Source organism: Microbacterium sp. EYE_78 (assembly GCF_023149035.1).
Classification (GTDB): Bacteria; Actinomycetota; Actinomycetes; order Actinomycetales; family Microbacteriaceae; genus Microbacterium.
Genome location: NZ_JAHXMY010000003.1, coordinates 90436 through 104943 on the forward strand (window position 1 = coordinate 90436; position 14508 = coordinate 104943).

The window sequence follows — 14508 nt, forward strand, 5'->3', positions numbered from 1 at the left end:
GGTACGATGCCGCCATGCCCTCAGGTCCACGCTTCCGCGCTGCGGTCCGCATCGATCTCGATCTCGCCTGCGCGCACCCGGATGATCTGATCGCCGGGACGGACGACGCCGCCCGCATGTCGGCCGCGGCCATCGACGCCGAGGACGTCCTCCTCTCGCTGATCGACGTGCGGGTCGCCCGCGGCGCCGACCACCTGGTGCAGATCGAATCGAGCACGACAGCGGTGGTCGACTCCGAGTGGGAGGGCACGACGGGGAGCGTCCCGTCCGGATCATCCGACACCGCCCGCGTGGCCCGGACGGGTGCACGCCTGGCGGGCATCGACTGGGCGCTCGACGAGCTCTTCGGCACCGCCTCGGGCGGCACCGAAGAAGCCGCGGCGCTCCGCCAGCGCACGGTCATCAAAGGCCTCGTGTGGAACGCATCGGTGGTCGTCGTGGACTGCCTCTTCGAGGACGTCCGGCATCTCGCCGACCGCCCGGACGACCGATCGGCGTGGCGCGACACCCATGTCATCTCGCAGCTGCCGTCGCAGTACGCGACGCACTACGACCGGGCGTTCGCGCAGAAGTTCCTCGCCGCGACGATCGAGGTCACCTCCCGCCTCAGCGCCTCGCCCGTGTACCCCCCGACGGTGGCGCACGAGCTGGCGCTGAAGATCGTGCTCGACGAGGCCCAGCGCGGCGCGGACCGCCTGGCGGGGGCCCTGCCGCAGGGATGGCGCGAACACCTCGACACCGTCCTGTTCCAGGATCTCGACGTCGAGTCGCTGTTCGCCGAGCAGGACGCACGAACGAAGCAGGATGCCGCGAACGCCACCCCGCCGCTGGACTTCGCGAGCTGGTTCATCCCCTACGCCCACGCGCCCGCACCGGCGCCGTACGCGAACGACGACATCAAGGAACCCAGCCGGCGCTAGCACCGAACGGCGCGTCAGGCAATTGTCAGTTTGCCGCTGCGGCATCCCCTAAAATCGTGATCCCCAGGGGGAGTACTCCGACACGGTCGATTCGTCATTACGGATGCAACAGCGCATCCCGGATCGCCGGTCCCGGGCAACCGGGATGGAGAAGACTCTGGCGTCATCCGTTCACGCCATCGAGGAGACTCCTGTGGAAATCACCCCGCTCGTCTGGGGCATCACGATCGCCGTCACGATCGCCTTCTTCGTCTACGAATTCTTCGCCCACGTGCGCAAGCCGCACGAGCCGTCCATCGCCGAATCGGCGCGCTGGTCGGCCTTCTATATCGGCCTCGCCCTGCTGTTCGGCGTCGTCATCGGGTTCGTCCCCGGCTGGGGCTGGGTGTACTCCGGCGAGTACTTCGCCGGCTATCTGACGGAGAAGGCGTTGTCGATCGACAACCTCTTCGTCTTCCTCATCGTGATGGCCGGCTTCGCCGTGCCGAAGATCTACCAGCAGAAGGTGCTGATGATCGGCATCGTGATCGCCCTGATCATGCGCGGCGGGTTCATCGCGGTCGGCGCCGCCCTCATCGAGAACTTCTCGTGGATCTTCTACATCTTCGGCGCGCTGCTGCTCTTCCTCGCGTATCGTCAGGCCTTCGCCCACGGCGACTCCGACCCGGCCAACGGCAAGTTCATGCAGTTCGTCCGCCGGCATCTGCCCGTCAGCGACGAGTACAACGGCGACAAGCTCACGGTCAAGAAGGACGGCAAGCGCTTCGTGACCCCGATGCTGCTCGTCATCGTCGCGATCGGCTTCGTCGACCTCATCTTTGCCGTCGACTCGATCCCCGCGATCTACGGCCTCACCGAGGAGGCGTACATCGTCTTCACCGCCAACGCCTTCGCGCTCATGGGTCTGCGGCAGCTCTTCTTCCTCATCGGCGGTCTGCTCGAGCGTCTCGTGTACCTCGCCCAGGGTCTGGCGGTCATCCTCGCCTTCATCGGCGTCAAGCTGCTCTTCCACGCCCTGCACGTCAACGAGCTGCCCTTCATCAACGGCGGCGAGCCGCTGCTGTGGGTCCCCGAGATCCCGATCTGGCTCTCGCTCCTGTTCATCGCCGCGACCATCGCGGTCGCCACGGTCGCGAGCCTCGCCAAGACGCGCGGCGATCGCGAGAAGGCCGACCGGGAGCAGGTCGAGGGCGAAGAGATCAACGCCGCCCCCGAGGCATCCACCACCACCACCGACGACGCGAAGGATCGTGCCTGACCGATATGGACTGTCACCATACGAAGACCGCAGCACCCGCCTGTGCACATCTCGATGAGGTGAACCGATGAGCGCGGATCTGCTGTGGAACATCGCACTGGTCATCGTCTTCGTCCTCGTGGGCGGCGTCTTCGCCGCCACCGAGATGGCCCTCGTGACCCTGCGCGAGAGCCAGATCAACGCGATCGCCGCTCGCGGCAAGCGGGGGCAGAAGGTCGCGGGCCTCGCCCGCAACCCGAACACGTTCCTCTCGGCGGTGCAGATCGGCGTCACCGTGGCGGGCTTCGCGTCCGCCGCGTACGGCGCGACGTCGATCGCACCGTCGGTGGCTCCCCTGTTCGAAGGCTGGGGATGGGACCCGGCGCTCTCGCTGACAGTGGCGACGGTGCTGCTGACCCTCGTCATCGCCTACCTGTCGCTGGTGCTCGGCGAGCTCGTCCCCAAGCGGCTCGCGATCCAACGCAACGCGTCGTTCGCCTACGGTGTCGCGCCCATCCTCGACGGGTTCGCGAAGGTGATGCGTCCGGTGATCTGGCTGCTGTCGGTCTCGACCAACGCCCTCGTGCGTCTCTTGGGCGGCGACCCGCACAAGACCGGTGAGGAACTGACCGACGAAGAGGTGCGCGATATCGTCGCGAGCCACGAGGGCCTCCCCGACGACGAGCGCCGCATCCTCGACGACGTCCTGTCGCTGCGGGGCCGTCAGCTCAGCGAGGTGATGCGTCCCCGGCCGGAGGTCACGGCGCTGGATGACACCTTCACCGTGCGTGAGGCGCTGTCACAGGTGCACGACCAGCCGTTCTCCCGCTATCCCGTCGCCGACAAGTCGATCGACGACATCGTCGGCTTCATCCACGTCAGGGACCTCTTCGAGGCTGCGGGCGATCCGGATGCCCCGCTGCGCTCGATCGTCCGCCCCATCTCCTACTTCCCGTCCACGGCGGGTGTGCTGCCGACGCTGACCCGGATGCGGGCCGACGGCCAGCACATCGCGGTGGTCGTCGACGAGTACGGCGGCACGGACGGCATCGTGACCCTCGAGGACCTCGTGGAAGAGGTCGTGGGCGAGATCTTCGACGAGTACGATCCGGCGACGCTTCCGGCATCCGACAAGACCCTGCTCGACGGTCGCCTGAACCTCGCCGAGTTCGAGGAGCAGACCGGCGTCGACCTCCCGCGCGGCTCCTCCGACACGATCGCGGGCTTCGTGACGGAGCGGCTCGGCCGCCTGGCGGTCGTGGGCGACGTGATCGAGGTGCCGGGGGCCACCATCCAGGTGACCGCGATGGACCGTCGCCGAATCGCTGAGGTGCGCGTCACGCCGCGCGAGGACGAGCCGCTCGAGGCCTGACCCGCCGGCTCGCCTGTCACGATGTGCGCGTCCACGCGGCGTGTCGTGACAGGCGAAGCCTGCGCGGGCAGCGAGATCGGCGATGCCCGGATCAGGCTGCCGCGCGGCTCAGGGTGCCGGCTACAGGACTTGAACCTGCAACCCCCGTATTACAAGTACGGTGCGCTACCAATTGCGCCAAGCCGGCGGGAACGCCCAGTCTAACCGGGCGCCCGGGCTCACTCCGACGGCGTCGCAGACGGGGTGGGAGTCGGGGTCGGCGTCGTGTAGAACGCGTCGCTCGCGCTCGTCAGGACGAACTGCGAGAACTCCGCCGCGTCCGCCAGCGAGCCGAGGTACGGCTGGCCGTTCACAAGGATGGTGGGGGTACCCGAGAGCTCGAGACCGTCAGTGTCGGGGATGCCGCTGACCGCCCGTTCGGTGGCGTCCTTCGCCCATTCGACGAAGTCGCCGCCCTCGATGCATTCGCGAAGGTCGGCCGGGTTCGACGCACCGACCGCCTGGGCGAGGTCGGCGAGCTCGACGTCCGAGAAGCCGTCGGTGTCCATCGCGGGCTGACGGCTGAGCAGCTCGGTGTTGTACGCGAAGAACACCGCTTCGTCGTGGGTGGCCACGCACGCAGCCGCGGCGGCGGCGCGGAGAGAGTACTTCGTGCCGTTCGACTTCGCCGTCAGCATCGACACCGGGTGGTAGCTGAGGGCGGCGGCTCCCTCGTCGACCCACGTCGTCAGCTGCTCGACGTTGGCGAGCTGCCACTCACGGGCGCCGGGAGAGAGGTAGTCGACGTAGACGCGGATGTCGACCGGGGCAGCCACCGACGCGGACGGGTCGGGAGTGGGCGTCGCCGCCGCGCTGCCGTTCGGCGTCGCCGACGGCGTCGCATCCGCGATCGACCCCTGCTGGGATGCCGCGCCCGTGACGTCGCTGATGGCGAACCCGTCCGCCGTCGAGTTCCGCGGGGTCAGGTCCCGCCCGCCGACCGACGACATGACCGACCACACCACGACGCCCGCGACGGCGGCGACGGCGGCCGTGGCGACGACGCCGAGGCCCACGCGACGCGCGACGCGGATGCGGGATTGCCGCACGCGGACGCGCTGCGCCTTCTCACGGACCGCTTCGCGCCGATCGGGCGCAGGTGACGGGGTATCGCCGGAGTCGATGGACATGGAACCTCGGGAAGATCTGACGGAGCCGTGACGGCCTTGCGCTCGGGGGCGGCGCACACTGTCCGATGGTAGTCAGACGCGCTGGAAAAAGGCTGACGAGGCAGCATCCCCCGGCGCCGCCGTCCCGTGGCATACTGATCACGCACCCGATGAAGGGTGTGCGGGGTCGTCCCCCGCTCGCTTCACTACGGATCGTCCGGCACGTACCTGCCGGTGAAGGAGAAGAAACAATGGCGTCCGTCACGTTCGACAACGCAACCCGTCTGTACCCCGGTGGCACCCGCCCGGCGGTCGACAAGCTCAACCTCGAGGTCGGTGACGGGGAGTTCCTCGTCCTGGTCGGCCCGTCCGGCTGTGGCAAGTCGACCTCGCTGCGCATGCTCGCCGGTCTCGAAGAGGTCAACTCGGGCCGCATCCTCATCGGTGACCGCGATGTCACCGATGTGCCCCCGAAGGACCGCGACATCGCGATGGTCTTCCAGAACTACGCGCTGTACCCGCACATGACCGTCGCCGAGAACATGGGCTTCGCCCTGAAGATCGCCGGCGTCGGCAAGGAAGAGCGCGCCCAGCGCGTCCTCGAGGCCGCCAAGCTTCTCGACCTCGAGCAGTACCTGACCCGCAAGCCCAAGGCACTCTCGGGTGGTCAGCGTCAGCGTGTCGCAATGGGTCGCGCGATCGTCCGCCAGCCGCAGGTCTTCCTCATGGACGAGCCGCTGTCGAACCTCGACGCCAAGCTCCGCGTCCAGACCCGTACGCAGATCGCGTCGCTGCAGCGCCGCCTGGGCGTCACGACGGTCTACGTCACGCACGACCAGACCGAGGCCCTCACGATGGGTGACCGCATCGCGGTCCTCAAGGACGGCCTGCTCCAGCAGGTCGGCTCGCCGCGCGACCTGTACGAGAAGCCGAACAACGTGTTCGTCGCCGGCTTCATCGGCTCGCCGGCCATGAACCTCTTCGCCGCGGACCTCGCCGACGGCGGCGTCCAGTTCGGCACCGAGGTCGTCCCGCTCGACCGCGACACCGTCGGCCGTGCACACGGCAGCCAGGTCACCGTCGGCGTCCGCCCCGAGGACATCGAGGTCGGTCCCGCCGACGGTCGCGGTCTGGCCGTGCAGGTCGACCTCGTCGAGGAGCTCGGCGCGGACGGCTACCTCTACGGCCACGCGGACATCAACGGCAAGCGCACCGACATCGTGGCGCGCGTCGACGGCCGCAGCCACCCGAACGCGGGCGAGACGGTGACCCTGGCTGCCAAGCCGGGCCACATCCACGCCTTCGACCTCGAGTCGGGCGAGCGCCTGAACGACAAGCCGGTCGTCTCGGCCTGATCGTCATCATCAGCAGGACCGCGGCGCGGGTGGGTCTTCCGGACCCCCCGCGCCGCGGCGCGTGAGTCGGAGGTCGTCCCGTGGTCCACTCCCTGAGCATCACCGCCAGCAGCGTCGACGCCGGCCTGCTGGCCCTCCCCTGGTCCACCCCGCTGGGTGAATGGCCGAGCGATGCGATCGTCTCGCTGCCGAAGGGACTCTCCCGCCACCTCGTGCGCTTCGCCAGCCTCTCCGGTCGCGTGGTCGCGGTGAAGGAGACGACCGCCGAGATGGCCCGGCGCGAGTACGAGATGCTCGGCTCGCTCGCGCGCCTCGACGTCCCCTGCGTCGGCCGCGTCGCGGTCATCGACGGGCGTCGGCCGCCGAAGGGCGAGCCGCTCCCGGCCGCCCTGGTGACGGCGCACCTGCGCTTCTCCCTCCCGTATCGGGCCCTCTTCACCCAAGTCCTGCGTCCCGACACGGCCACCCGCCTCGTCGACGCCCTCGCCGCCCTCCTCGTCCGCCTCCACAACGTGGGCTTCTTCTGGGGCGACGTGTCGCTGTCGAACACGCTCTTCCGGCGGGATGCCGGGGCGTTCGCCGCGTACCTCGTCGACGCCGAGACCGGCGAGCTGCACGAGAACGGCCTGACCCGCGGACAGCGCGAACACGACCTCGACGTGGCGCGGACCAACATCGCCGGCGAGATCATGGACCTCGAGGCCGGCGGTCGGCTCGAGGGCGGTGTCGACGCCGTGGCCATCGCCGACGGGATCATGTCGTCCTACCGCTCGCTGTGGAGCGCCCTGACCGAGACCGAGAGCTTCTCGGCCAACGAGACCTGGCGCATCACCGAACGGGTGCAGAAGCTCAACAGCCTCGGCTTCGACATCGGCGAGATGTCGATCGATGAGACCTCGGACGGCACGAAGGTGCTCATCCAGCCGAAGGTGGTGGATGCCGGGCACCACCAGCGGCGTCTGCTCCGGCTGACCGGGCTCGACGTCGAGGAGAACCAGGCACGTCGCCTTCTCAACGACATGGACGAGTTCGCCGCCCGGGTCTCCCGGCTCGGCAGCGACGAGGAGATGGTCGCCCATGAGTGGCTCACCCGCGTGTTCGAGCCGGTCGTGAAGGCGATCCCGTGGGACCTTCGCGCGAAGCTCGAACCGGCCGAGGTGTTCCACCAGGTGCTCGAGCACCGCTGGTACATGTCGCAGGCGCGCGGGAGATCGATCCCGATCGCCGAGGTGCTGTCGTCCTACATCGACGGTGTGCTGCGCCACCGCCGGGACGAGGCGACGGTGATGGGGCCGCCGACCGAGACGATGGCGGTGCCGGTGGTCACGGCCGACGTGCCCGTCCCCGATGACGAGGCCGACGAGGTCGACTGGCGCGACCTCGTCTGAGCCCCTCCGTCAGTAGCCGACGGTGAACCGCTCGTTCCGGTGCTTCGGCGATTCGATCTCGTCGAGGACGGCGATGCCGAAGTCGGCACCGGAGATGAAGGACTCGCCGTCTGCGTCGGTGACGATGACGTCGCCGCCGTCGCGGTACGACCCGGTGCGCTCGCCCGGCGCCCACGCACCGAACCCGCCTGCCGGGTGGATGTAGAACCACTCACGACCGGTGGTGTCGGACTCGAGGTCTTCGAGGATGCCGATGGCCTCCATCGCCTCGGGCTTGATCTCCTCGGGAAACCCGCTGTCGATGACGCGCGGGCCGCCGGGGGCGACGAGACTGCCGCCGGCTCCCCCGATGACGCCGACCCGCACGCTGAGCGGCAGCGCGCGGATGACCTCACCCACGGCATCCCGCATCTTGCCGACCATGTCGCCACGCGGGGAGGTCGCGAACACGACGACCTCGACGCCCTCGAGCTCGGCTGCCAGCGCAGGTGCGTCGAGCATGGTGCCCTCGACGTAGGTCGCACCCTCGACCCGCTGGTCCGGGACCTTGCGGGCGACGGAGACAACGGTGTGGCCGCGGCGGGCGGCTTCGGCGACGATGTGGCTGCCGGCGTAGCCGGTGCCTCCGATGACGGCGATGCGGGTCATGACGGTCCTTTCACGAACGGATACCGCCAGCGTGGCGGCGCTGCCTATGCGAACCCTAGTACGCGACCATGACTCCTCGGAGCGAGGTCACTCCGAGGCGGCGCGAATGGACGACACCTGGTAGAGGGCGACGGATGCCGCAATCCCGGCGTTCAGCGACTCCGTCGCCGACGAGATCGGGATCGACACGATCTGGTCGCAGGTCTCGGTCACCAGACGCGAGAGCCCCTTGCCCTCGGAGCCGACGACGATGACGACGGGCCGGTCGGCGAGTTCGAGCGCCGGCAGCGACACGTCACCGCCACCGTCGAGGCCGAGGATGAAGACGCCCTGCTTCTTGAACTCCTTGAGCGTCGTGGTGAGGTTCGGTGCGATGGCCACGGGGATGCGGGCCGCCGCCCCCGCGCTCGTCTTCCACGCGGCGGAGTTCACGCCCGCGGAACGCCGCTGCGGCACGATGATCGCCTGCCCGCCGAACGCGGCGGTGGAGCGGATGATGGCGCCGAGGTTGCGGGGGTCGGTGATCCCGTCGAGGGCGATGAACAGCGGCAGCTGACCGCGACCGATGACCTGTTCGAGCAGGTCCTGCGGGTGCGCGTACTCGTAGGGCGGGACCTTCAGCGCGACACCCTGGTGCACGCCGTCGAACCCGGCCATGCGGTCGAGCTCCTGTCGGGTGACCTCGAGCACGGGGATGCCGCGGTTCGTCGTGATCGAGAGCATCTCCTTCACACGGTCGTCCATCTCGACGCGCTGGGCGATGTAGAACGCCGTGGCGGGGATCTTCGCGCGAAGCGCCTCGAGCACGCTGTTGCGGCCCGTGACGGTCTCGGTGTCGTCACCGGCCTTCGCCTTCGGCGCGCGGCCCCCAGTCGTCTGGCGGATCTGCGGCTTGCCGCCGGACGCGACGAAGCGCTCCTTCGCGGCCTTGCGCTTGCCCGCGGGGTGCCAGGCGCGGTCCTCGGCCTTCGGGGTCGGGCCGCGCCCCTCGAGGGAGCGTTTGTTCTTCCCGCCGGACCCCTTGGTGGGGCCCTTCTTGCCGCGTCCGGCGGAGGGGTTTCCAGGCTTAGCCATTGTGCAGACTCCAATGCGTCCCTGCGGGACCGTCTTCGAGGACGACACCGGCCGCCGCGATCGCGTCGCGGATGCGGTCGGCTGCCGCCCAGTCCTTGGTCGCGCGGGCTTCCGCGCGCTGGTCGATCATGGTGGTGATGAGGCGGTCGAGCGCTGCCGAGACAGCCTCGTCGCCGTCAGCCCGCCACTGCGTCGAGGTCGGGTCGACGCCCAGCAGGCCCGTCATCTCGCGGACCTGCCACGCGGCGATCCACGCCTGCTCGTGCTCGCCGGCATCGATCGACGCGTTGCCGCGGCGCACCGTGTCATGGATGACGGCGAGTGCCAGTGGGACGGAGAGATCGTCGTCCATCGCGTCGGCGAACGCAGACGGGAGGCGGAACACGTCCGCTGCGTCAGGGTCAGGTTCGGGTGCGCCATCGGGAGGGTACGCCAACCAGACGAACGGGCTGTCGAGGCGTCCGGCACGCTCGAGGAACGAGCGAACACGGCCGAGCGCGGCATCCGCCTCGTCGAATGCGGACGGCGACAGATCGAGGTTCGACCGATAGTGGGCGGCGAGCAGCGCGTACCGCACCACCAGCGGGTCATACTGGGCGAGCACGTCCTCGGCGAGCAGGAAGTTGCCGAGCGACTTCGACATCTTCTGGTCGCCGACGGTGACCAGGCCGTTGTGCACCCAGTAGCGCGCGAAGCCGTCGCCGGCCGCCGTGGACTGCGCGAGCTCGTTCTCGTGGTGCGGGAAGCGCAGGTCGAGGCCGCCGCCGTGGATGTCGAATTCGGGACCGAGGTAGCGCCGGCTCATCGCCGAGCACTCGATGTGCCATCCGGGGCGCCCGGATCCCCATGGGGAGTCCCAGGCGGCATCGGCGGGCTCGCCCTCCTTCGCACCCTTCCAGAGCGCGAAGTCGCGCGGGTCGCGCTTGCCGCGAGGGTCGGCGTCGGCGGCGGACTCCATGGCGTCGACCGATTGCCGGGTCAGCGCGCCGTACGACGGCCAGGAGCGTACGTCGAAGTAGACGTCGCCCGCGGCGGCGTAGGCGTGCCCCGCGTCGATGAGGCGCTCGATCAGCTCCTGCATCTGCGGGATCGACGCGGTCGCGCGCGGCTCGTAGGTCGGCGGGAGGATGCCGACCGCGGCATACGCGCGCGAGAACTCGAGCTCCATCCGGTAGGCGAGGGCCCACCACGGCTCGTCCGCGGTCGCGTTCGCCAGCACCTTGTCGTCGATGTCGGTGACGTTGCGCACGAAGGTCACACGCCCGAAGCGGTGCGCCAGCCACCGGCGGAGGACGTCGAAGCTCAGCGCGGCGCGGACATGCCCGATGTGCGGACCGGACTGCACCGTCGGGCCGCAGACGTACATCGTGACGTTCCCCTCCTCGGCGGGCGCGAAATCGCGCAGCGCCTGCGCCTGGGTGTCATAGAGCCGAACCGTCACCGCACCATGCTACCGGCGGGCGTCCTGGCGACCCGCTCGGAGACGGTAGAAAGGACGGGTGCTGCATGTGATCGGCGTCCTCGCCGCGGCCCTCCTGTTCGGCACCACCGGCACCGCGAAGGCCCTCGGGCCGGAAGAGGCATCCGCCCTCTCCGTCGGCGTCGCCCGCATGGTGATCGGCGGCGCCGGACTCGCCCTCATCGCCTTCGTCCTCGAGGCACGCCACGCACGCACCGCGCAGCGCCCGCGGCCACCCGTCACCGCCAGGCCGGTGCTCCTGATGATCGCGACCGGCGTCGCGATCTCGGTCTACCAGCCGCTGTTCTTCCTGGGGACGCAGCTGAACGGCGTCGCGGTGAGCACCGTGATCGCGCTCGGCTCCGCACCGGTCCTCGCCGGCATCCTCGAATGGGCGGTCACGCGCCGACTCCCCTCGCGGGTGTGGATCGCGGCGACGGCGGCTGCCTCGGCCGGCGTCGCACTCCTCGGCATCGGGGGCGGGGCGGGCACGGGCGGCGTCGACCCGGTGGGACTGCTCGGCGCGGTCGGCGCCGGCGCCGCGTTCGCCGTCATCGCGAACGCGCAGCGACGGCTGCTCGACGAGGGATGGGACCCCTTCACCGTCGTCGGGGCGATGGGTGCCGGCTCCGCGATCCTCTGCGCCGCCGCGATCCCGTTCGTGGACCTCTCGTGGCTGGGCGCGCCGGGTGGGTGGCCCACGGCCCTCTGGCTCGGCCTCGCGACGATCTCCGTCGCGTACGTCCTCTTCACCTGGGGGCTGCAGGGCCTCACCGCCGCCACCGCCGCGACCCTCACGCTCGGCGAGCCGCTGACCGCTGCGCTGCTGGGCGTCGGCGTCCTCGGCGAGCAGCTCTCCGCACTGGCGTTCGCGGGTCTCGCCGTGCTCGCGGGCGGACTGATCGCGCTCGCGTGGGGGTCGCGCAGACCGCGCGATCCGCTCCCCTATGCCGTGGAGGCCTGACATGGCGGCATCCGACCCGCTCCGCATCGTCGTCGACGACCTCACGGGCGCGGCGACCGTCGCCCTCGTGCAGCAGCACCTCACCGGCATGCACGAACAGACCCCGGCGGAGAGCGTCCACGCCCTCGACCTCTCAGCCCTCCGCGACCCGCGCGTGACCGTGTGGTCGGCCTGGCGCGGCGTCGAACTCGCCGGCATCGGCGCACTGTCGCACTGGACGCCCGCCGACGGCGAGCTCAAGTCGATGCGGGTCGCCGAACACCACCTCGGGACGGGCGTGGGTCGCGCGCTCCTGCGGCACATCATGGCTCGGGCGGCGGGACGCGGCATCGAGCGTCTGTGGCTGGAGACGGGATCGGATGCCGGCTTCGCCGCCGCGCGCGGGCTGTATGCGAGCGAGGGATTCGTCGAGTGCGAGCCGTTCGCCGACTATCGACCTGACCCGCTGTCGACGTTCATGACGCGCTCGCTCTGACCCGTCACGCCGGCACGACGATCGCGACCGCGAACGCCGCAACCCCGTCGCCGACGCCGGTGTAGCCGAGGCCGTCGGTCGTCGTCGCGCTGACCGAGACGGGGGCTCCGAGCGCGTCGGACAGCACGCGCTCCGCCTCGGCGCGGCGCGCCGCGAAGCGCGGTCGCTTCGCCTGGACCTGCACGCTGACGTTCCCGATGACCCACCCCGCGTCCGCGACCAGCACCCGGGTGCGGATGAGGAACGCCGCGGCGTGCGCGCCGGCGTACTCGGGCTTGTCCGTCCCGAAATGCGTCCCGATGTCGCCGAGACCCGCAGCGGCCAGCACCGCGTCGACGATGGCGTGCGCGACGGCGTCGCCGTCGGAGTGGCCCGACAGTGCGCGCTCCCCCGGCCACTCGAGGCCGGCGAGCCAGAGGTCCCCGTCGCCCCCGAATGCGTGCACGTCGGTGCCCATGCCGACGCGGGGCGCACCCGTCGGGCGGCTGGGCGCGGGGGCGACGAGGGCGCGGGCGCGGTCGAGGTCCGCCTGTGTGGTGATCTTGAAGGAGCGCTCGTCGCCGGGCACCGTGCGCACCCGCACGCCGGCGGCCTGCAACAGGGCCGCATCGTCGGTGTGGTCGGCGGCGGCGTCACGGTATGCGGCGTCCAGCGCGTCCCGTCGGAACCCCTGGGGGGTCTGGGCCGCGGCGAGCACCGACCGGTCCACCGCATCCACCACCGACGGGCCGTCCACGCGCTTCAGGGTGTCGACGACGGGCAGCACGGGGATGACGGCATCCGCACCGCCGTCGACTGCGGCGACGACCCGCTCGAACACCTCCGGCGGCGTGAGCGCCCGCGCGGCGTCGTGCACGAGGACGACGTCGACGTCCGGCCAGACGGCGCGCAGCCCCGCCGCGACCGAGGCCTGCCGGGTGTCCCCGCCCGCGACGACGGATGCCAGGTCGCGCCGCTCGCCCGCGGCCTCGCCGACCTCGGTCGTCGCATCGCCGACACGGTCGGCGGGAGCGACGACCACGACCTGGGCGGCCGGAGCGGCGAAGACGCCCGCCAGCGCGTGGCGGAGGATCGACCGCCCGTCGATGCCGACGAAGGCCTTCGGAGCCCCGGCATCCAATCGCGACCCGGATCCCGCTGCGACGACGATGACAGCAACGCGGGGGACGGGGGTGAGGCTCATGCCTCCGAGCGTACCGAGGACGGGGTCCGAGGTCGGCGCCGCAGCAGAACGACGGCGGTCGCCAGGAGGACGGCGCCGACCACCGCGATCGGCAGGTCGAGGAACCATTCCATAACCGCGAACGGCGGTGCGAACGCGCAGAGCCAGGCGAGCGCGACGACGGCGCCGGGCGGCACCGGGCCGAGCGTGCCGATGGCCTCCCACCGGGCGATCGCGAGCGAGAGGAGGAGCAGCACAGCCAGGACGGCGAGGAACATCAGGGGCCTCGACCACCACCACGCCTCGCTCGCGGGCGCGGGGGCTGCCCCGGGGATGAGCAGCGTCACCCCGGTGAGGACGAGCATGACGGGGAGGTGCCAGAGGTAGATCGTCATCAGTCGCGAGCCGAGGACGAAGACGATGCCCTGCATTGCGCGCAGCCGCATGAGGCGCGTCAGGGCGGGTTTCGCCAGACGCAGCAGGCATGCCTGTGCGACCCCCAGGACCACGAGGGGGACGGTCGGCGGATTCAGGTTGCCAAGCATGCTCGTCGAGTACGGCCCCCACGCCGTCAGCGGCCACAGCAGGGCGTAGCCGGCCGCGGCGATGGCGAGCAGGGCCAGCGGATGCCGCCGGTCGAACCATCCGTCCGCGTACCAGAACCCGAACTGCTGCACGAGCGGCCAGACGAAGAGCAGGTTGAGGAGTCCGAGCTGCTCGACGCCCGTGCTGAAGCGCGCCGCATCGACGACCACGACGGCAGCGGCGAGCACCAGCACAGTCGCCACGGGACGGCGCTCGTGCGCGGACGCGAGCAGCGGGACCGCCGCCTGGCACAGCAGGTACGCGGCGAGGAACCACAGCGGCGACCCTGCCCCGGTGGCGGCATCGGCGACGAGCTGCGGGGCGACGCCGGCGAGGGTCGCCCCGCCGAGGACCACCGCGAAGAAGACGAACAGCGGCAGTGCGGGCTGCGCCAGGCGGAGCGTCCGCGTGCGGATGAACCCCGCCGCGTCGCCGCCCTTCGCGGTCCACGAGCGCCACCCCACCGCAGACGCGAACCCGCCGACGACGAAGAAGAGCGGCATGATCTGCCCGACCCACGTCGCGGCGTCGAACCACGGCTGTTCCTCGGCCGGGCGAGAGGCGACGAGCGCACCGTCCGGGCCGGGGCCGATCCCCACCTGCACCAGATGCACGACGATGACGAAGAGCACGCAGACGACGCGCGCGAGGTCCAGCGTGAGGTCGCGCTTCGAGAGGTCGACGGCGGGCGCGGAGCGCGTGGTCATCGCATCATCATGGC

Annotated in this window: 13 protein-coding genes and 1 tRNA gene; 7 read left to right on the forward strand and 7 right to left on the reverse strand. The window is 70.5% G+C overall.

Features of this window, described 5'->3' with window-relative positions:
• The first annotated feature begins 14 nt into the window (after positions 1 to 14).
• The 3 genes from KZX17_RS14475 (at position 15) to KZX17_RS14485 (ending at position 3529) form a co-directional block, all read left to right on the forward strand.
• On the forward strand, positions 15 to 920 hold the full coding sequence (locus KZX17_RS14475; protein ID WP_248175054.1) for a hypothetical protein: 906 nt from the start codon (positions 15 to 17) through the stop codon (positions 918 to 920).
• 193 nt (positions 921 to 1113) lie between these two features.
• Positions 1114 to 2178 carry a TerC family protein gene (locus KZX17_RS14480; RefSeq protein WP_248175052.1) on the forward strand — a complete coding sequence of 355 codons (1065 nt, stop codon included), beginning with the start codon at positions 1114 to 1116 and terminating at the stop codon, positions 2176 to 2178.
• A gap of 67 nt (positions 2179 to 2245) precedes the next feature.
• The gene (locus tag KZX17_RS14485) at positions 2246 to 3529 is read left to right on the forward strand and encodes a hemolysin family protein (RefSeq protein WP_248175050.1); all 1284 of its coding nucleotides are present in this window, start codon (positions 2246 to 2248) and stop codon (positions 3527 to 3529) included.
• 114 nt (positions 3530 to 3643) lie between these two features.
• Here the strand turns inward: KZX17_RS14485 and KZX17_RS14490 are convergent.
• Together KZX17_RS14490 and KZX17_RS14495 are read right to left on the reverse strand one after the other, a co-directional pair.
• Positions 3644 to 3716, reverse strand: a tRNA-Thr gene (locus KZX17_RS14490).
• 31 nt (positions 3717 to 3747) lie between these two features.
• Positions 3748 to 4698 (reverse strand): thioredoxin domain-containing protein, encoded by a 951-nt coding sequence (locus KZX17_RS14495; RefSeq protein ID WP_248175048.1) that lies wholly within the window; start codon positions 4696 to 4698, stop codon positions 3748 to 3750.
• Between the two features lie 230 nt (positions 4699 to 4928).
• Between KZX17_RS14495 and KZX17_RS14500 the strand changes: the two genes are divergently transcribed.
• Both KZX17_RS14500 and KZX17_RS14505 read left to right on the forward strand, forming a co-directional pair.
• Positions 4929 to 6032: an ABC transporter ATP-binding protein gene (locus tag KZX17_RS14500; protein WP_248175045.1), complete on the forward strand. Its 1104-nt coding sequence runs from the start codon at positions 4929 to 4931 to the stop codon at positions 6030 to 6032.
• Between the two features lie 80 nt (positions 6033 to 6112).
• Entirely contained in the window at positions 6113 to 7420 is a 1308-nt protein-coding gene (locus KZX17_RS14505) for a DUF4032 domain-containing protein (RefSeq protein WP_248175043.1), read from the forward strand.
• 9 nt (positions 7421 to 7429) lie between these two features.
• Here the strand turns inward: KZX17_RS14505 and KZX17_RS14510 are convergent, their stop codons facing one another.
• The 3 genes from KZX17_RS14510 to cysS all read right to left on the reverse strand — a co-directional run bounded on the left by KZX17_RS14510 (position 7430) and on the right by cysS (position 10583).
• On the reverse strand, positions 7430 to 8068 hold the full coding sequence (locus tag KZX17_RS14510) for an NAD(P)-dependent oxidoreductase (protein WP_248175041.1): 639 nt from the start codon (positions 8066 to 8068) through the stop codon (positions 7430 to 7432).
• Between the two features lie 87 nt (positions 8069 to 8155).
• A complete protein-coding gene (gene rlmB / locus KZX17_RS14515; RefSeq protein ID WP_248175039.1) occupies positions 8156 to 9142 on the reverse strand; it encodes a 23S rRNA (guanosine(2251)-2'-O)-methyltransferase RlmB in 987 nt (328 codons plus the stop codon).
• Positions 9135 to 10583, reverse strand: coding sequence for a cysteine--tRNA ligase (cysS, locus tag KZX17_RS14520; protein ID WP_248175037.1), 1449 nt, complete (start codon positions 10581 to 10583; stop codon positions 9135 to 9137). The genes rlmB and cysS overlap by 8 nt, the downstream gene beginning before the upstream one ends.
• 58 nt (positions 10584 to 10641) lie before the next feature.
• Between cysS and KZX17_RS14525 the strand changes: the two genes are divergently transcribed.
• Positions 10642 to 11565: a DMT family transporter gene (locus KZX17_RS14525; RefSeq protein ID WP_248175035.1), complete on the forward strand. Its 924-nt coding sequence runs from the start codon at positions 10642 to 10644 to the stop codon at positions 11563 to 11565.
• Position 11566: 1 nt separating this feature from the next.
• A complete protein-coding gene (locus KZX17_RS14530; RefSeq protein ID WP_248175033.1) occupies positions 11567 to 12040 on the forward strand; it encodes a GNAT family N-acetyltransferase in 474 nt (157 codons plus the stop codon).
• A gap of 4 nt (positions 12041 to 12044) precedes the next feature.
• On the opposite strand, the gene ispD is transcribed toward KZX17_RS14530, so the two are convergent.
• Positions 12045 to 13223: a 2-C-methyl-D-erythritol 4-phosphate cytidylyltransferase gene (ispD, locus tag KZX17_RS14535; protein WP_248175031.1), complete on the reverse strand. Its 1179-nt coding sequence runs from the start codon at positions 13221 to 13223 to the stop codon at positions 12045 to 12047.
• Positions 13220 to 14494, reverse strand: coding sequence for an acyltransferase (locus tag KZX17_RS14540; protein ID WP_248175029.1), 1275 nt, complete (start codon positions 14492 to 14494; stop codon positions 13220 to 13222). The genes ispD and KZX17_RS14540 overlap by 4 nt, the downstream gene beginning before the upstream one ends.
• Positions 14495 to 14508: the final 14 nt, after the last annotated feature.